The organism is Nocardia spumae (genome assembly GCF_020733635.1).
Lineage (GTDB): Bacteria > Actinomycetota > Actinomycetes > Mycobacteriales > Mycobacteriaceae > Nocardia > Nocardia spumae.
Genome location: NZ_JAJFZL010000001.1, coordinates 534175 through 553419 on the forward strand (window position 1 = coordinate 534175; position 19245 = coordinate 553419).

General features: G+C 68.7%; 8 protein-coding genes. 5 read left to right on the forward strand and 3 right to left on the reverse strand.

Annotated features, from left to right (window positions below):
• The first annotated feature begins 21 nt into the window (after nt 1-21).
• A complete protein-coding gene (locus LKD76_RS02270; protein WP_227979259.1) occupies nt 22-10860 on the forward strand; it encodes a type I polyketide synthase in 10839 nt (3612 codons plus the stop codon).
• A gap of 8 nt (nt 10861-10868) precedes the next feature.
• Nucleotides 10869-11402, forward strand: a complete 534-nt coding sequence (locus tag LKD76_RS02275; protein WP_227979260.1) for a PaaI family thioesterase — start codon at nt 10869-10871, stop codon at nt 11400-11402.
• Between the two features lie 52 nt (nt 11403-11454).
• On the opposite strand, the gene LKD76_RS02280 is transcribed toward LKD76_RS02275, so the two are convergent.
• Nucleotides 11455-13485 (reverse strand): NADPH-dependent 2,4-dienoyl-CoA reductase, encoded by a 2031-nt coding sequence (locus LKD76_RS02280; protein ID WP_227979261.1) that lies wholly within the window; start codon nt 13483-13485, stop codon nt 11455-11457.
• Between the two features lie 226 nt (nt 13486-13711).
• Here LKD76_RS02280 and LKD76_RS02285 point away from each other — a divergent pair, with 226 nt between their 5' ends.
• On the forward strand, nt 13712-15148 hold the full coding sequence (locus LKD76_RS02285) for an MFS transporter (RefSeq protein ID WP_227979262.1): 1437 nt from the start codon (nt 13712-13714) through the stop codon (nt 15146-15148).
• Nucleotides 15149-15221: 73 nt separating this feature from the next.
• Entirely contained in the window at nt 15222-15821 is a 600-nt protein-coding gene (dcd, locus tag LKD76_RS02290) for a dCTP deaminase (protein ID WP_227979263.1), read from the forward strand.
• A gap of 60 nt (nt 15822-15881) precedes the next feature.
• On the opposite strand, the gene LKD76_RS02295 is transcribed toward dcd, so the two are convergent.
• Nucleotides 15882-17525 carry a purine-cytosine permease family protein gene (locus LKD76_RS02295; protein ID WP_227979264.1) on the reverse strand — a complete coding sequence of 548 codons (1644 nt, stop codon included), beginning with the start codon at nt 17523-17525 and terminating at the stop codon, nt 15882-15884.
• 201 nt (nt 17526-17726) lie between these two features.
• Here LKD76_RS02295 and LKD76_RS02300 point away from each other — a divergent pair, with 201 nt between their 5' ends.
• Nucleotides 17727-18659, forward strand: coding sequence for a hypothetical protein (locus LKD76_RS02300; protein ID WP_227979265.1), 933 nt, complete (start codon nt 17727-17729; stop codon nt 18657-18659).
• Nucleotides 18660-18665: 6 nt separating this feature from the next.
• Here LKD76_RS02300 and LKD76_RS02305 read toward each other — a convergent pair whose 3' ends face one another.
• Nucleotides 18666-19202, reverse strand: a complete 537-nt coding sequence (locus LKD76_RS02305; protein WP_227979266.1) for a YdcF family protein — start codon at nt 19200-19202, stop codon at nt 18666-18668.
• Nucleotides 19203-19245 lie beyond the last annotated feature (43 nt).

Sequence of the window (19245 nt, forward strand, 5' to 3'; positions counted from 1 at the left end):
GCACGAGCAGGAGCCCCACCGATGGCCGACAACGACGAACTCCGCCGGTATCTGAAGAAGACCGCCCTGGAGTTGTACGAGACCAAGCAACAACTGCGCGAGCTCGACGACCGTGCCCGTGAGCCCATCGCGATCGTCGGTATGGCGTGCCGTTACCCGGGGAATGTGCGGTCACCGGAGGAGCTGTGGCGGGTGGTCGAGGGTGGTGTGGATGCCGTCGGGGACTATCCCACCGACCGGGGCTGGGATCTGGAGCGGCTGTTCGACCCCGATCCGGATGTACCGGGCACGATATACACCCGCCGTGGTGGCTTCTTGGAGTCGGTGGCCGATTTCGACGCCGACTTCTTCGGGATCAGTCCGCGTGAGGCCGCCGCGATGGATCCGCAACAGCGCTTGATCCTCGAGGCGTCCTGGGAGGCATTGGAGGACGCCGGGATCGATCCACTGTCGTTGCAGGGCAGCGACACCGGTGTGTTCGCCGGGGTGGCGCACCAGAACTACGGACCGGCGGTGGGTTCACCGGCGATCACCGCCGAGACCGAAGGCCATGTCTACCTCGGTGTTTCGAACAGTGTGCTGTCGGGGCGCATTGCCTACACCCTCGGTCTCACCGGTCCGGCCCTCTCGGTCGACACCGCGTGCTCGTCGTCCCTGGTCGCCCTGCACCTGGCCTGCCAGGCGTTGCGCAACGGTGATACCTCGCTGGCCCTGGCCGGCGGTGTCACCGTGATGTCGGATCCGTCGCTGCTGATCGCCTTCGCACGACAGCGCGCGCTGTCGGTCGATGCCCGGTGTAAGGCATTCGCGGCGGCCGCCGACGGGACGGGCTTCTCCGAAGGTCTCGGCGTGCTGGTGCTGGAGCGACTGTCGGACGCGCGACGGCTCGGCCACACCGTGCTGGCGGTGGTGCGCGGCAGCGCCGTCAATCAGGACGGCGCGAGCAACGGACTGACCGCGCCGAACGGCCCGTCTCAGGAACGCGTCATCACGCAGGCGCTGGCCAATGCCGGGATGAAGCCGGCGGATATCGACGTGGTGGAGGCCCACGGCACCGGCACCATGCTCGGTGACCCGATCGAAGCGCGGGCGCTGATCGGTGTCTACGGTGCGCGCAGTAGTGAGACGCCGCTGTGGCTGGGGTCGCTGAAGTCGAATATCGGGCATACCTCGGCGGCGGCGGGTGTCGGTGGTGTCATCAAGATGGTTCAGGCCATGCGCCACGGCCTGCTGCCCAAGACCTTGCACGTGGATGCGCCGACGCCGCATGTGGACTGGTCGGCCGGCACGGTGAGGCTGCTGCAGGACAGTGCGGCGTGGCCCGCGGGCGATCGACCGCGCCGAGCGGGCGTGTCCTCCTTCGGGGCCAGCGGCACCAACGCGCATGTCATCCTCGAGGAGGCACCGGCGGATCCGGTGCGCGAGGAGTCCCCGGACCGGACCGAGCACACCGATTCCGCGGCAACGATTTCCGGCCCGGCGATCGACTCGGACATCGTGGCGTGGCCGGTGTCGGCGGCCTCCGAACCGGGGCTGGCGGCCCAGGCCGATCGTTTGCGGCAGTGGCTGGCCGGCACGCCCGATGCCGACCCGTGCGATATCGGGTACTCGCTGACCACGACACGGGCACGGCTGGATTGGCGTGGTGTGGTCGTGGGACGCGGCCGCGCGGAGCTCGAGGCCGGGCTGGGCGCCCTGGCGGACGCAACCACGTCCGCGGCCGAGGTGGTCCGCGGGCGCGTCGTCCCCGGCAACACCGCCTTTCTGTTCACCGGTCAGGGTGCGCAACGCCCTGGGATGGGCAAGGACCTGTACGCGGCCTTCCCGGTGTTCGCGAGCGCGCTGGATGAGATATGCGCCGTCTTCGATCCGCTGCTCGGGCGGTCGCTGCGGGATCTGATGTTCGCCGCGGACGACTCGGAGCTACTGGATCGCACGGAGTTCACGCAACCGGCACTGTTCGCCTTCGAGGTGGCGCTGTACCGGCTCATCGAATCCTTCGGCCCGGTACCGGATCTGCTGCTCGGCCACTCCATCGGCGAGTTGGTGGCGGCGTATGTCGCGGGTGTGTGGTCGCTGCCGGACGCGTGCGCGCTGGTCGCGGCGCGCGGGCGGTTGATGGGCGCGTTGCCCGGAGGCGGGGCGATGCTGGCGGCGGCGGTATCCGAGGACGCGGCGAACGCGCTGATCGCCGGCTACGGCGATCGTTTATCGGTCGCCGCCGTGAACGGCCCTGCGGCAGTGGTGCTTTCCGGTGCCGCGGAAGCAATCGGCGAGATCGAGCGAGCGCTCGCCGGCCGGGGTGCCAAGACCAGCAGGCTGCGGGTCGGCCACGGATTCCACTCGGTGTTGATGGAGCCGATGCTGGACGAATTCCGCACGGTCGCCGCAGGTTTGACCTACCGCACACCGTCGGTTCCGATCGTGTCGAACGTGACGGGTGCGCTCGTCGCCGACGACGAGCTGAGCGACCCGGCCTACTGGGTGCGCCAGGTTCGGCGCGCGGTGCGGTTCGCTCCCGGTGTCGACGCGCTGGTGGCCGCCCGGGCGCGGCGCTTCCTGGAGGTGGGCCCGGATGCCGTGCTGGCGGCCATGACTCGCCAATGCCTGGCCGAGACTCCCGATATCGAGAACCGGTCGGTGGTCGCGGCGGCGGCCCGGCGCGGTGCGGACGAGGCGGCGCAGTTCATCGCCTTCCTGGCCGGCGCGCACGTCTCGGGCCTCGATGTGGACTGGCGGAGGTTGTACGCCGACCGATCCGACCGGCGCATTCCGTTGCCCACCTACGCATTTCAGCGTCGGCGCTACTGGCTGCCGCCCGTCGACGGCCTCGGTGACGTGCGCCGTGCCGGTCTCCTGTCGATCGACCACCCGATGCTGGGCGCGGCCGTCGCGGTGGCGGGTAAGGACGAGTGGCTGTTCACCGGACGGCTGTCGACGACATCGCAGGCGTGGATCGCCGATCACACGGTCTTCGGCGCGATCCTGCTGCCGGGCACGGGATTCGTGGAGCTGGCGGCGACGGTCGGCGCCCGGCTCGGCGTCGACATCGTCGACGAATTGGTGTTGCAGGCCCCACTGCGGCTGGACGGCCGGGCCGAGATCGATATTCAGATCAGCGTCGAAGCCCCCGACGACGCCGGACGGCGGCGATTCGTCGTCACGTCCAGGCCCGCCGGTGACGAGGACACCGGTGCGGGCGCGATCACGCACGCGCACGGTGTTTTCGCGGGCCTGCCCGACGACGATCCGATCGGTGTCGCGGAGGCCGAACCGTGGGCGGACGACGAAGCGAGCCCGGCGGATGCGCTGTACGACGATTTGGCGGCGCGCGGGCTCGGGTACGGGCCCGCGTTCCAGGGGGTGCGCCGGCTGTGGCGCGCCGGTGCCGATGTGCTGGCCGAGGTGACGCTGCCCGCCGAGATCGCCGCGGACGCGCCCCGATTCGGCCTGCACCCCGCACTGCTGGACGCCGCACTGCATGCCGCCGTGGACGAACTCGGCGCGGATCTGCCGAACGGAACTGTGCCACTGCCGTTCTCGTTCCACGGCGTGCGGTTGTACCGGCGCGGAGCGTCGGCGGTGCGGGCGCGAATTCGCCGCACCGGCAGCGACAGCGTCCGGCTCGAACTGCGTGACGACACGGGCGCCGCGGTGGCGACGGTCGAGGCGCTGCGGGCCCGGCCGGTCGACAGCCGGACGCTCGGCAAGGACCGGTCCATCGGCCGCCGGGCTCTCTACGATCTGCGGTGGGTTCCGGTCGAAGCCCGGACGGCCGCGCAGTCGCGGCGGATCGTGGTGCTCGGACCGGACTCCGATGCCGGAGCCGAGATCGAGGCGATCGACGGGACCCTCCCCGAGGCGGTGGCGTGGTTCGCCGACGCCGGCGAAGACGAATCCGATTCGTCGGCGACGGTATCCGCGCAGACTCTGCATCGCGCGGTGCACACCGCGCTGGCGACGGTGCGCTCCTGGTTGCGCCGGCCGTCCGCGGCCGAGACCCGGTTGGTCGTCGTGACCCGTGCTGCGGTGGGCATGCCGGGGGAGGATCCCGATCCGGCCGCCGCGGCGGCGTGGGGGCTGCTGCGCAGCGCGCAATCGGAGCATCCCGGTCGCATCGTGCTGCTCGACGCCGCCCGCGGCGCCGAGGTGGGCGCCGCGGTGCTCTCGGCGGCGCTCGATTCCGGTGAGGAACAGCTGGCCGAGCGTTCGGGCGTCCTGCTGACCCCGCGGCTCACTCCGCACGCCGACGTGGATACCGCCGAGCCGGCGAACTTCGGTTCGGGCGCGGTGCTGATCACCGGCGGCACCTCCGGTCTGGGCGCCAGGGTGGCTCGCCATCTGGCCGCGGAGCGGGGAGTGCGTGAGCTGGTGCTGGTCTCGCGGCGCGGTGCGACCGCCGACGGTGTCGCCGAACTCGTCGCCGAGCTGGCCGAGCTCGGCGCCCGCACGAGAGTGCTGGCCTGTGATGTCGGTGATCGCGCCGCCGTGCGAACGATGCTGGCGGAGATCTCCGAGGGGCCGGCGCTGACGGCCGTCATCCACGCGGCGGGCCTCCTCGACGACGGCACCGTCGATACCCTGACGCCCGAACGGGTCGATCGTGTGCTCGCGCCGAAAGTCGATGCGGCACTGCACTTGCACGAGCTCACGCTGGATCTGGACCTGTCGGCCTTCGTCCTGTTCTCCTCGATCGCGGCGGTACTGGGCTCGGCCGGGCAGGGCAACTACGCGGCGGCGAATTCGGCTCTGGACGCCCTGGCGCGCCGGCGGGTGAACGCGGGCCTGCCCGCGGTGTCGGTGGCGTGGGGACCGTGGAGCAGCGACGGCGGCATGACCGCCGACTTGGACGCGGCGGCGATTCTCCGGCTGTCCCGCATGGGTTTTCGCGCACTGGCCGCCGCCGACGGACTCGCACTGTTCGATCTGGCCGCTGCTGCGGGCGCCCCGTACCTCGCCGCGGTGGACTTCGATGCGGCGGCGTTGTCGGTGCAGGCTCGCGCGGGCCTGCTCCCGGGTGCGCTGCAATCGCTGGTCCCTCGATCGCGCCGCGCCGAGGGCGGTGGCGATCTGGCCCGGCGGATGGCGGGGGCCGCGCCGGACCAGCACGACGGGATCGTGCTGGCCTTCGTACGCGATCAGGTCGCCGAGGTGCTGGGGCACGCGTCGGGAAACCTCGTCGACGCCGAAAAGCCCTTCAGCGAAATGGGTTTCGATTCCCTGGGTGTCGTGGAGTTCCGTAATCGCCTCACCAAGGCCACGGGACTGCGACTTCCTTCGACCCTCGCCTTCGACCACCCGACAGCCGCGGCGGTCGCCCGGTATCTGCGTGCGCGGATAGCCGGCGACGGTGCGTCCGTCAGCCGGGCACCGCGCCGGACCCGGGTCGATGAGCCCATCGCGATCGTCGGAATGGCCTGCCGATATCCCGGCGGTGTGGCGTCCGCCGACGAACTGTGGGATCTGGTGGCCTCGGGTACCGACGCGATCAGCGAGTTCCCGTCCGATCGCGGCTGGAAGCTGGATCGACTGATCCATCCCGACCCCGAACATCCGGGGACGTCCTATGCGCGGGAGGGTGGATTCCTCACGGGCGTCGCGGATTTCGATGCCGGATTCTTCGGTATCGGCCCCCGGGAAGCGACCGCGATGGACCCGCAGCAACGCCTGCTGCTCGAGGTCTCGTGGGAGGCGTTGGAGCAGGCCGGCATCGACCCGACCTCGCTGCGAGGCACCGACACCGGTGTCTATACCGGTGTGATGTACCAGGACTACGAGGTCCTCACCCGGCAGGCCGGACATGAGACCGAGGGTTATGTCGGAACCGGCGCCGCGGCGAGTGTCGTCTCCGGGCGAGTGGCCTACACCCTGGGGCTGGAAGGCCCCGCGATGACAGTGGATACCGCCTGCTCGTCGTCGCTGGTGGCGTTGCACCTGGCTTGCCGGGCGTTGCGCCAGGGTGAGAGTTCGCTCGCGCTGGTGGGCGGCGCGACGGTCATGGCTACCCCGACGGTTTTCGTGGAGTTCTCCCGGCAGCGCGGCCTGGCCCCGGACGGCCGGTGCAAATCGTTCTCCGCCGCCGCCGACGGTGTGGCCTGGGCGGAGGGTGCGGCGGTGCTGGTCGTCGAACGGCTCTCCGACGCACGTCGACTGGGCCACGATGTCCTCGCCGTGGTGCGCGGTAGCGCGGTCAACCAGGACGGTGCGAGCAACGGCCTGACCGCGCCGAACGGCCCCTCGCAGGAGCGGGTCATCGCGGCCGCGCTGGCCGATGCCGGAGTGGATGCCGGGGACGTGCACGCGGTGGAAGCGCACGGGACGGGGACGACGCTGGGCGATCCGATCGAAGCGCAGGCCCTGATCGCGGTCTACGGGCAGGGTCGCGCCGGCGAACCGCTGCGGATCGGATCACTGAAGTCCAACATCGGCCACAGCCAGGCGGCCGCCGGCGTGGGCGGCGTGATCAAGATGGTGCAGGCGTTGCGGCACGAGCGTTTGCCGGCGACGCTGCACGCCGATGAACTGTCGCCACATGTGGATTGGTCCTCGGGCGCGGTCCGGGTGCTGTCGGAGCCGGAACCGTGGCCGGCCGGGTCGCGGGTGCGCCGAGCGGGAGTGTCGTCGTTCGGCATCAGCGGTACCAACGCGCACGTGATCATCGAGGAGGCGCCCGCGGCACCCCAACGGCCGGCCGCGGCGCCGGAAACCATCGCCGACGTCGCGCGTGGCGGCACATCGCTGGTACCGCTGGTCGTTTCGGCGCGATCCGAGGCGGGGCTGCGGGCGCAGGCGCAACGATTGCGGACCTGGCTGGCCGATCGCCCGTCGGCGGATCCGGGCGCGGTGGCGCGGTCGCTGCTGGATTCGCGGGCGCTGTTGGACCGGCGGGGCGTCGTCGTCGGCGGTGATCATTCCGCATTGCTGGCGGGCCTGTCCGCGCTGGCATCCGGTTCTCCGGCGGCGGGTGTGACCGACGGTGTCGCCGCCTCGGGCACGACCGCGTTCCTGTTCACCGGCGGCGGCGCGCAGCGGGTGGGAATGGGTTCGGATCTGTATCGGGCATTCCCGGTGTTCGCGGCCGCACTGGACGAGGTGTGCGCGGAGTTCGACCAGCACCTGGGCGGTTCCCTGCTGGAGGTGATGTTCACCGATCCGGAGGGCGTGCTGGACCGGATGGACTGGATGCAACCGGCCTTGTTCGCCTACGAGGTGGCGCTGTTCCGCTTGCTCGAATCATTCGGTCTCACACCGGATGTGGTCACCGGCCATTCGCTGGGCGAATTGACCGCGGCCCATGTGGCGGGATTGTGGTCGCTCGCGGACGCCTGCGTCCTGGTGTCCGCGCGCGGCCGGCTGATGGGCTCGGCGCCTTCGGGCGGCGCGATGCACGCGGCGGCGATATCGGAGGCCGAGGCGGTGCGGCTGCTGACCGGTTTCGAGGACCGGGTGTCGCTGGCGGCGGTGAACGGCCCGGAGTCGGTGGTGTTCTCCGGTCACGCCGAGGCCGTCGACGAAATCCAGCGGCGATTGACCGAAGCGGGGCACCGGAATACGCGATTGCGGATCTCGCATGCCTCCCATTCCGTGCTGATGGAACCCATCCTGGACGAATTCCGTGCGGTAGCAGCGGGTTTGACCTACCACACGCCGAAGCTGGCGATCGTGTCGAACGTCTCGGGCGCGCGGGCCGGCGACGAGGTTCGCGGGCCGGACTACTGGGTGTCGCAGGTGCGCAGTTGTGTGCGTTTCGCTCCGGGCGTGCGCAGCCTGGTCGAATCGGGTGTGGTCCGGTTCGTGGAGGTCGGCCCGGACGCCGTGCTGACCGCGATGATCGGAGAGTGTCTCGCCGACGCCGGCCGGATGGCGGCGAAATCCGCGGTGGTGGCGTCGTCGCGCCGGTCGGCCGACGAGACGGTGCAATTCGTCACCTGTCTCGCCCAGGCGTTCGCGGCCGGAGCCGAGGTCGACCTGAGCCCGCTGGTTCCCGAACGCGCCGGCGGCCGGGAAGTGTTGCCCACCTACGCGTTCCAGCGTCAGCGCTACTGGGTGCAGCCGACGGTCGATACCGGCGCCGGATCCTTCGGTCATCCGCTGCTGCAGCACGCGGTTCCGCTCGCGGGCAGGGACGAGTGGCTGTTCACCGGGAGCTTCTCTACCCGCACCCACCCGTGGATCGCCGATCACGCGGTATTCGGCTCGGTACTGCTGCCCGGAACGGCCTTCGCGGAGATGGCGATGAGCGCCGGTGCCTCACTGGACACCGGTGTCGTCGATGAGCTGCTACTCAACGCACCTCTGGTGATCGGCGAGGACACCGAGATCGAATTGCAGGTGAGCATCGCGGCCGCGGACGAGAACGGCCGACGGGATGTGCGAATCCACTCCCGGCGCGCCGCGGGTCCGGAAGCGGGCGAGCAGGATTCCTGGGTGTTGCATGCCACCGGAGTGCTGACCGGCAGTGGTGACCCGGTGTCCGGGTGGGACGTCGGGGCGTGGCCGCCGGCCGGCGCCGCGCGGGGCGAGGGCGCCGAGCTGTACGACCGGCTGGCGGAGCGAGGGTTCGGCTACGGGCCTGCCTTCCAGGGGGTGACCGCGATCTGGACCCGCGGCGCCGAGACCTTCGCCGAGGTATCGCTCGACGATTCGACGCGAGAGGCGTTGTCCACCTACGCCATCCATCCAGCACTGCTGGACGCCTGCCTGCACGCCGCGCTCGACGAGCTGATCGCCGAGGTGCCCGACGGGCGGATTCCGCTGCCGTTCTCCTTCACCGGAATGCGACTGTGGCGTCCGGGCGGCGCGGCGGCGCGGGCGCGGATCACCCGCGGTGCCGACGGGCAGGTGCGCGTCGATGTCGTCGACGAGGGCGGCGCTACGGTGCTGACCGTCGGTGCGGTCGGATCGCGGCCCATCGATATCGGATCGGTGCACCTGTCGAAGAGCGGTCCGGACGCGTCACCGCTGCGCCTGCGGTGGATCGAGTCCGAGGCCGCACCGGCCTCGGTGTACGGCGGAACGGTCGCGACGGTGGGCGACGCCCGGATTCCCGGAATAGAACGGCACTATGCCGAGATATCCGAAGCGACCGAGGCCGAGACCGTACCGGACCTGATCGTCTGGACCGTCCCCGAAGCGGTCGGCTCCGCCGGCGACCGCGATGTCCGGCCCGCCGACGTACGCGCCTCGGTGCACCGTGCGTGGCAGTTGCTGCGATGGTGGCTGTCGGCCGATCGCCTCGCCGACACGCGCCTGCTGGTGGTGACCCGCCGGGCAGCGGGGCTGAACGGTGAGCCGGTGGATCTGCACGGCGCCGCCGTCACGGGATTGATCCGCAGCGCCCAGTCCGAACAGCCGGGGCGGATCGTTGTGCTCGATCACGACGGCGAGGTGAGCGCCGAACTGGTGCGCCGCGTCATGGCGACCGGCCACGCCCACGCGGCGGTGCGGGAGCAGCGGATCTATCTGCCTCGTCTGGTCGAGAGTGGCGAGGTGGCAACGGATTCGGATCGCGCACCCGTGTTCGGGGACGGGACGGTGTTGATCACCGGCGGTACCAGTGGACTGGGAGCGCTGACGGCCCGGCATCTGGCCGACCGGCACGGGGTGCGGCAGCTGCTGCTGTTGTCGCGGCGCGGCGCGGCGGCCGACGGCGTCACCGAGCTGATCGCCGACCTGGCCCGGCGGGGAGCCCATGCCCGGGTCGAGGCCTGTGATGTCGCCGATCGGGCGGCCGTCTCGGCCGTTATCGACTCGATCGCACCGGAGCATCCGCTGACCGCGGTGATCCATTCCGCCGGCCTCGTGGACGATGCCACGATCGAGAATCTGTCGGCGGACCGAATCGATCGGGTCCTGGCACCGAAGATCGACGGCGCGCTGAATCTGCACGATCTGACGCGCGGCCACGCACTGTCCGCGTTCGTGGTCTTCTCCTCGGCCGCGGCGATTCTCGGATCACCGGGGCAGGGCAACTACGCGGCGGCGAACGCGTTCCTCGACGGACTCGCGCACGCGCGCCGCGCGGCGGGGTTGCCGGCGCTGTCGGTGGCCTGGGGCCTGTGGAACCAGGACACCGGGATGACCGGTGAGATGGACGGTGCCACGCTGGCGCGGCTGGAGCGGATCGGTCTGCGCATGTTGGGTGACGACGACGGGACGGCGCTGCTGGACGCGGCGGTCGTCGCCGGCGAGGCCGTACTCGCGTGCGTCCGATTCGACAAGCCGACGCTGGGGGCGCAGGCCCGTGCCGGATTGCTGGCCGATGTCCTGACCGGCCTGGTGCCGGTGCGGGTGCGGCGGGAAGTCACCGGCACCGTCTCGGGTGGCGGATTGGCCGCGCGGCTGTCGGCCGCCGCGGCCGAACAGCGGGACGAGATCGTGCTCGCATTCGTCCGGGAACAGGCCGCGGCGGTGCTGGGGTATCCATCGGCGGCCGAGGTCGATCCCGAAAGGCCGTTCAGCGATATGGGATTCGACTCCCTCGGCGGTGTCGAGCTGCGCAACCGGCTCGCCGAGGAGCTGGGTACGAGACTCCCGTCGACACTGGTCTTCAACTATCCGACCGCGGCGGCCGTCGCGAAGTTGTTGCGGTCGCAGTGGGAGGAGTCCTCGGCCACCTCGGCGATCGACGATCAGATCGCCGCACTGCGTTCGTTGTTGACGGCCGTGCAATCCGTCGACGACAGAACGCGCCTGGCCCAGCGCATCACCGCGACCGTCGACGAGGCCCTCGGCGCATTCGCCCCCGACCCCGACCCCGAGCCCGTTGTCGAACGCGATCACGATCGTGTCGCCGTCGAAGCGGCGTCGAGCGCCGACGAGCTCTTCGCGCTCATCGATCAGCAGATCGCCGGAAAGTAGGGAAGGTCATGACACAGCAGGACACCGGGACCGTGGAGATCGCGGACGGCACCAGGACGCTTCGGCTGGAATGGGAGGATCCCTCGGTCGCCGTACTGAGCCTGGCGCAATTGTCGCGAGACGAATTGGTGCAGCGGCTGCGGTCCGGTGAACTTCCGCTGCCGCCGCTGGCCACGGTGCTCAATATCGGGGTCGTCGATGCCGAACCCGGTCACATGACATTGAGTCTCACCCCGGACGAGCGGCACGTGAACTTCCTCGGGGTGGTCGGCGGCGGCGTGATCACCTCGGTTCTCGATGTCGCGATGTGGGGTGCGGTCCAGCTGTCGGTGGACGACAAATCCATGATCACGACCGTGAATATGAATACCAGTCTGTTGCGCGGGGTTTCGCACCTGCAGGGGCCGCTGCGGGCGGTCGCGGAGGCGGTGCACGTCGGCCGGACCACCGCGACCGCCGAAGCCCGCCTCGTCGACACCTCGGACAAGATCTACGCGACCGCTACCGCCACCTTCGTCCGGATCGGCGGCGCCGGCGCCTGAAAACGATGCGGCCCAGAGTCTTTCGCCCTGGGCCGCATCGCCTATCGGCGACTCACAGCGCGGCCGCCAGCTCGGTCCCCTGCTGAATGGCGCGTTTGGCGTCGAGCTCCTTGGCCTCCTCGGCCCCGCCGATGAGATGTACTCGCACACCCCGGCTTTCGAGCTGCTCCGCGAGGTCGGAGACCGATTCCTGACCCGCGCAGATCACCACGTTGTCGACCGCGATCATCCGATGCCCCTCACGATGCGGACCGAAGCTGAGGTGCACGCCGTTGTCGTCGATCCGTTCGTAGTTGACTCCGCCGATCTGCTCGACGCCCCTGCCCTCCACCGATGCGCGATGGATCCAGCCGGTCGTCTTGCCCAGCGACAGCCCGAACGGACCCGACTTCCGTTGCAGCAGAGTCACTGTGCGCACGGCCGCGGCGGGCACGGGGGTGGTCAGCTGGCCACGGGCACGCGGGTCGTCGGTGACACCCCACTCCCTGCGCCACTCGCGCAAGTCCAGCGCGGAGCTCGCACCGACGGTCAAGAACTCGCTGACGTCGAAACCGATGCCGCCCGCGCCGATCACGGCCACACGGTCGCCGACCGGCCGATCACCGCGGATCAACTCCGGATAGGACAGCACCATCGGGTGGGCGATACCCGGGATATCCGGGGTCCGTGGACGAACGCCGGTGGCCACCACGATCTCGTCCCAGTCGCCGGCGGCGAGTCCCGCCGCGTCGGCGCGGGTGTTCAGATGCACTGTGACACCGGTGATTTCGAGCTTGCGCCGGAAGTATCGGAGGGACTCGTCGAACTCCTCCTTGCCAGGAATGCGTCGAGCGAGATCGAATTGGCCGCCGATGTGATCTTCGGACTCGAACAACTCGACGTGGTGGCCACGCTCCGCGAGTCCGATGGCGGCGGACAGGCCCGCCGGGCCCGCGCCGACGACGGCGACGCGTTTGGTGTGCCGGGTCGGCAGCAGTTGCAGCAGAGTCTCGTGGCAGGCGCGCGGATTCACCAGGCAGGACACGGTCTGACGAGTGAAGGTGTGGTCGAGGCAGGCCTGGTTGCAGGCGATGCAGGTGTTGATCTCGTCGACCCGTCCCGAAGCGGCCTTGTCGACCCATTCCGGGTCGGCCAGCAGTGGGCGCGCCAGCGAGATCAGGTCGGCGTTGCCGTCTTCGAGGATCTGCTCGGCGATTTCGGGCATGTTGATGCGATTCGACGCGCAGACCGGAATCCGCACGTGCTGTTTGATTTTCGCGGTGTAATCGACGAAAGCAGCGCGCGGTACGGAGGTGACGATGGTCGGAACTCGCGACTCGTGCCAGCCGATATCGGTGTTGATGACGTCTACCCCGGCGGCTTCCAATTCTCGCGCCAGCTCGACGATTTCGTCGAATGTCTGCCCGTCCTCGACGAATTCGGCCAGAGACATCCGGAACATGATGAACATCCGCTCGCCCACCGCGGCCCGGATGCGCCGGACGACCTCGATCGGAAACCGTCGCCGATTAGCCGCCGATCCGCCCCAGTCATCGGTGCGAGTATTGGTGCGCGGGGCCAGGAATTGATTGATCAGGAAGCCTTCGCCGCCCATCACATCGACGCCGTCGTATCCGGCGAGTTCCGCCAATTCCGCGCAGCGGACGTGATCGGCGATAGTCGATTCGATCTGTTCCTCGCTGAATGCGCGCGGCTCGAATGCCGTCAGCGGCGAAGCGATCGGTGAGGGCGCCAGATTGCCCGGAATATTCGAATCGCGCCCACCGTGCAGGATCTGGAGAGCGATCTTGGCGCCGGCCTCGTGTACGGCCGAGGTGATCGCGCGATGCCGTTCGGCATCGGTTTCGTCCAGCAGTGCGCAGGCGAAAGGCCACAGCCAGCCCTCGCGGCTGGGAGCGTAGCCACCGGTAACGATCAGCCCCACGCCGCCGCGTGCGCGTTCGGCGAAAAAGGCTGCCAGGCGGTCGATATGCCAATTCCGGTCCTCGAGGCCGGTGTGCATCGAACCCATCACCACGCGGTTGCGCAGCGTCACGCGCCCGATCTCGAGCGGTGAGAGCAGACGCGGAAATGCTGAACTCATGGGCTGAACTTAACGGTCGGTTTCTGCCTGTGCCATTCCTGGGAACAGGTGTTTTCGTGACGGTTACCTGAGGTTTCGATATCGGCCCCGGTGTCACTGGGGGACATCCGGCTGTTCTCACTGTTGGCGATAGATCCATTGACAGGTATCGAGCTTTTCCTACTCTGTGGTTCGACTCGATTCGGAGTCGTCGTCGGTCCCCGCGGGACACGGTGTAGGAAGTGCGATGGATATGAAAGACACCGTGGCCCAGCGGCCCGCCGGCAAGGCGGGGACCGTCACCGTTGTCGCAGTGACGTCGATGGCGGGCTTCATCGCCTTCCTCGATTCGACAATCGTCAATATCGCGTTCCCCAGTATCCACGCGGATTTCTCTTCCTGGTCGCTGGAATCGCTGTCGTGGATCATGAATATCTACAACATCGTGTTCGCGGCACTACTGATCCCGGCCGGGCGCTACGCGGATCGCTTCGGGCGCAAATTGTCGTTCGTGGTGGGCCTCAGCGTGTTCGCGGTGACCTCGCTGATGTGCGCTGTCGCGCCGGATGGCCTGTTCCTCATAGTCTTTCGCGGATTTCAAGCGGTCGGCGCGGCGCTGATCGTTCCGTCCGCACTGGCGTTACTGCTGCCGTCCTTCCCGGAGAACCGGCGCGGGGTAGCGGTCTCGCTGTTCGCCGCTACCGCCGCACTCGCCGCCGGTATCGGGCCCGCGCTCGGTGGATTTCTCATCGACATCGCCGACTGGCGGCTGGTTTTCGCGGTCAACGTCCCCATCGGGATCCTGACGGTCGTCGCCGCGGTCCTGTGGCTGGACGAGGCCAAAGAAGCGGGCGGGCGCCGCAATCCGGACGGCATCGCCGTTGTGTGCTCGGCGGGCGGTTTCGGCCTGATCGCGCTCGGGATCGTGAAGGGTAACGACTGGGGCTGGACGGATTGGCGCACCGCGGCGGCGCTGCTGGCCGGGGTGGTGCTGATCCTCGTGGTCGCGCGCCGATGCGCGACCCATCCGGCGCCGTTGATCGAGCCGAGAATTCTGGCCGACCGGACGGTCGCCGTGGCCAGCGCCAGCACCTTCGTCTTCGCGGCGGCCTTCTACGCCTACCTGCTCACGAACGTCCTGTTCCTCACTTCCGTGTGGCATTACTCGACCTTGCGGGCCGGGCTGGCCATGACGCCCGCGCCGTTGTTCTCCACCCTCGCGGCTCGACCGGCCGGCCTCCTCTACGACCGGTTCGGCGGCCGTTTCATCGCGTCGACCGGCGCGGTCCTGGTCGGCGCCGGCCTGCTGTGCTACGCGTTGCTGGCGGACGCGCATGCGGATTTTCCGGTCGGTTGGCTGCCGGGTGCGATCATCAGCGGTATCGGCGTGGGATTGGTGTGGCCCAGTTTGGCGACCGGGTCGGTCCAGGGGGTCACCGGTGAGCGTTTCGCCACCGCGACGGCGTTCAACAGCGCGTTGCGCCAGCTCGGTGGCGTCCTGGGAGTGGCTGCCTGCGTGTCCTATCTGAGCGCGCAGGTGGGCTCGAATCCGCTCGACTCGTTCCACGACATCTGGCTCGGTGCCGCCGTCGTCTGTGTGGTGGCCGCGGTGATAGCCGTGGGCCTGCGGCGGCCGCGGCCGGCCGATGACGCCGCCTCGGTCGGTGTGGCCACCGCGGTGTGAGGCGGTGATCGGCCCGGACCTTCGGTGAGGTGCGGATGCGAATCACCGCGACGCGGTTACTAGGCTGACCGCCGTGCTGCTATCCGATCGCGACATTCGTGCCGAGCTGGCCGCCGGGCGGCTCGGGCTGGAACCGTTCGACGAGAAATTGGTTCAGCCGTCGAGTATCGATGTGCGGCTGGATCGAATGTTCCGGGTGTTCAACAACACCCGATATACGCATATCGATCCCGCGCAACGGCAGGACGAACTGACCAGCCTGGTCGAACCGGGCGACGGGGAACCGTTCGTCCTGCATCCGGGCGAATTCGTCCTCGGCTCGACGCTCGAGGTGTGCACATTGCCCGACGATCTGGCCGGGCGGCTGGAAGGTAAATCGAGTCTGGGCCGGCTCGGCCTGCTCACCCATTCCACGGCCGGTTTCATCGATCCGGGCTTCAGCGGTCACATCACGCTGGAATTGTCGAATGTGGCGAATCTGCCGATCACGCTGTGGCCGGGAATGAAGATCGGCCAGTTGTGCCTGTTCCGGCTCAGCAGCCCCTCGGAACATCCGTACGGCAGTGCCGCGGCCGGATCGAAATATCAAGGTCAGCGCGGTCCCACCCCGTCCCGCGCCTATCTGAACTTCCCGTTGCCCGAGAACGCGGTGCCGCCCTCCGCGGAGTCCTGAAACGGACCGAATGCCGCGCCCGCGGGAGCGGACGCGGCATTCGCCGTGATCGTGCGCCGGTTACTGCGGGGGCAGTACGTGGCTTCCCGATTTGTCCGTGGACAGCGCCAATGAACTGATGTATTGGATTTCGCCCTCGGGTCCGGGGACCGCGGAAGCGATCATGTCGGGGCGTTCGAAATCGATGCCGGTGACGTGGCAGGTGAGCGTTGCACCCGACGGATTCCCGTGCTCGTCGAACATATCCAGCTCGATACCGTCGTGGCTGCGGCGCAGGTAGTACTTGCCCTTGGTGACCACCGCGGTCAGCGGGGTCGCGACGAGTGCGATCACCACGGCGACGATGGGCGAATACGGCTTGAGCGCCGAGCCGAACAGGCCGAAGAACGTCATGATCGACAGCACCGCCGACAACCCGAATCCGACCAGGCCGACCGGATTGAAGTTGTAGAGCATGCCGCGCCGGAATTCCGGCTGCTTCGGCGAGAGCTTCAGCAGATACTTGTTGACCGTGATATCGGTTGCGACGGTGACGATCCAGGCGATGCCGCAGTTGGCGTAGAAGCCCAGGATGTCGTTGAGGAAGTCGAACATATTGGCTTCCATCAGGACCAGCGCGATCGCCAGATTGACGCCGAGGAATACCAGCCGCCCCGGATAGGTCTTGGTGACGCGGGTGAAGGAGTTGGTCCACGCCAGGGAGCCCGAATAGGCGTTGGTCACATTGATTTTGATCTGCGAGATGACGACCAGCACCACCGCGAGGGTCATCGCCAGCCAGGACGGGACCATATCCCGGTAGATCTCCAGGAACTGGTGCACCGGCTGATTGGCGATGTCCTGCGCACCCGGCAGGCTCGCGATCAGGTACACCGCCAGGAAGAGTCCGACGACCTGTTTGATCGCGCCGAAGATCACCCATCCCGGACCGGCCAGCAGCATCCAGCCCCACCATTTACGGGCGTTCTCCGGTGTCTTCGGGGGCATGAAGCGCAGATAGTCGATCTGTTCGGCGATCTGGGCGATCAGTGACAGGCACACACCGGCGGCCAGCAGCGCACCGGAGAGGCTGACCCCGCTGCCGTCCTTACCGCCGTAGGCGAAGAACGAATCGATCGAATCCGGATGGCGGATCAGCAGGAACGCGAACGGCAGCACCATCAGCAGCAGCCACAGCGGCGTCGTCCACACCTGGAGTTTCGCCAGCGTGTTCATACCGTAGATGACCAGCGGGAAGATCAGCAGCGTCGAGACCAGGTAGCCGAGCCACAGCGGTATGTGCAGGCCCAGATTCAGCCCCTGCGCCATGATCGAACCCTCGGTGGCGAAGAAGATGAAGGTGAACGAGGCGAACACCAGATTGGTGATCACCGAGCCGTAGTAGCCGAATCCGCTGCCGCGGGTGATCAGATCCAGGTCGATGTTGTAGCGCGCGGCATAGTAGGCCAGCGGAAAGCCGGTGATCATGATGATCACCGCGAATATCCCGATCCCGACCAGAGCGTTTCCGGTGCCGTTGGCGATGCCGACATTGGCGCCGATCGAGAAGTCCGCGAGATAGGCGATACCGCCCAGTGCGGAGACGCCGACCACGGCCGGACTCCACTTGCGATAGCTGCGCGGTGCGAAGCGCAGCGTGTAGTCCTCCAGGGTTTCCTTCGTCGCGGCGACAGCTGTCGCCGGACGCGTTTGCACATCTACCACGATCTACTCCTCATCGTTTCCGCGCTCAGCACGGCCCCTCGAGGGTGCAGCCGGGATGTGGTGTCCGTTTTGCCGGCCGGTTACCGCCGTGTAACACCCCGCGACGTGCGGATTTGCCGCCTCCCTTTACCGTGGTGCATGACCTCCGACGTACCTGCGAAGGTGAATCCACCCGCTCCGAGCGCCGCCGTGCGGTGCTCGGTGGCCGATCGGATCCGGGCCTGGACGGGGCTGTTGCTCGCCGCGCTACCGTCCGCGGCGGTACTCACGGTCCTGCTCTACGGCCTCGGACTCGCGCTGGGGCTGGGAGTTCCGGGGATCCTGGCGATCGTCTGGCTGCTGATCTGTGTGGCCGTCGCTGTAGGCGCCTTTCCGATCGCCGAGCGGCCGTGGGTGGCATCGCGGTTCGGGGTGCGGGCGCCGATCCACGACGAGCAGCCCGCCCTGTGGTCGGCCTGGGAGCAGGTGGCGGCCCGGGCCGGGGTGGCGGCGTCCGCATATTCGCTGTGGGTGCGCACCGACGGCCGCGATCTCGCGCTGCCGCCTCGGATGATCGCGGTGTCCACCCCGGACCGGCCGCCGACCGAACTGCAAGCGGTGCTCGCGCAGGCACTCGGCGGTCGTCTGCGTCACCGGACCGCCTTATGCCAGTTGATATTCCGCGTCTACAACCTGCCGGTGGTGGGATTGGAGCGGATCTTCCTGTCGGGTCCGGCCGCGGCCGGAGCGTGGCTGACCGGGCAACTGACTCGGCGGGTGGCCCGCCCGGTCGGCGTCGGCTGGAGTGCGGTGAGCCGGATCCTCGTCGCCTGTCCGGTGATCGCGGCATCGACGGTGATCGTCGGCCTGCCCGCCGCACTGGTACTGCGGCTGGCCCCCGAGGTGGCGGCCTGCGCACTGGTGCCGATCGTGCGCCGCATCGAATTCCGGTCCGACCGGACCGCGGTCGATCTCGGATACGGACCGGATCTCGGTGTCACCCTGCGGACGCGGCGGCCGCCGGTATCGGACGCGGCGGCCCTGTACGCCCTGTCGGTCTCGGCCTGGGCGCCACCGGTCACCCCGGACCAGCGGATACGCCGGATCCGCGACCGCCTCGACGAGTTGGCCCGTTCCGGTCCCGCACCGCGGTGACACGGCTCAGCAGTCCTCGAACGCCGCCTTGACGTAGCCGGCCGATTGGTAGAGGTACTGGTAGGCCCATCGCCCCACCCCGATGTGCGGTGCGGCGTCGACCACGAGAATGTCACCGCCCCAGCACTTTCCGAGTACATAGCGGGCGCGGGAGATATGCGGAGTGAAGGTCACCACGATCACGCGCCGCCAGCCCTGCGCGGCGGCCCGGGCCGCCAGCTCCCGCCCCTCACCCCGGGTGGTGCGCGGATCCGGGTCGAAGCAGGCGACCCGGAAGCTGTAGCCGCCGTGGCAGATTCGATTGATCAGCGGCGAACTGTCGTAGGGATCGGAGAAGAGGACCTGGGGCGCGTACCCGTCGTGCGCCAGGCGCAGGGCCAGTTCCTCCCGCCCGTCGTGCGCGCCACCGAGCACCACGATGGCGTCGGCCGGCTGCGGACGGTCGGTGCGCGGCCGCACGTACACCGGCCACAGTGCCGCGCCCGCCACCGCGAGGACCACGAGCACGCCCACCGCACCGCGTAACCACCACCGTTTCCGCACCCTGCGATGGTATGTGCTGGTGAATTCGCTGATGGGCAGCGGT

Coding starts and splice junctions, on each gene's coding strand:
- LKD76_RS02270 (WP_227979259.1), top strand. CDS start 22: ATGGCCGACAACGACGAACTCCGCCGGTATCTGAAGAAGACCGCCCTG.
- LKD76_RS02275 (WP_227979260.1), top strand. CDS start 10,869: ATGACACAGCAGGACACCGGGACCGTGGAGATCGCGGACGGCACCAGG.
- LKD76_RS02280 (WP_227979261.1), bottom strand. CDS start 13,485: ATGAGTTCAGCATTTCCGCGTCTGCTCTCACCGCTCGAGATCGGGCGC.
- LKD76_RS02285 (WP_227979262.1), top strand. CDS start 13,712: ATGGATATGAAAGACACCGTGGCCCAGCGGCCCGCCGGCAAGGCGGGG.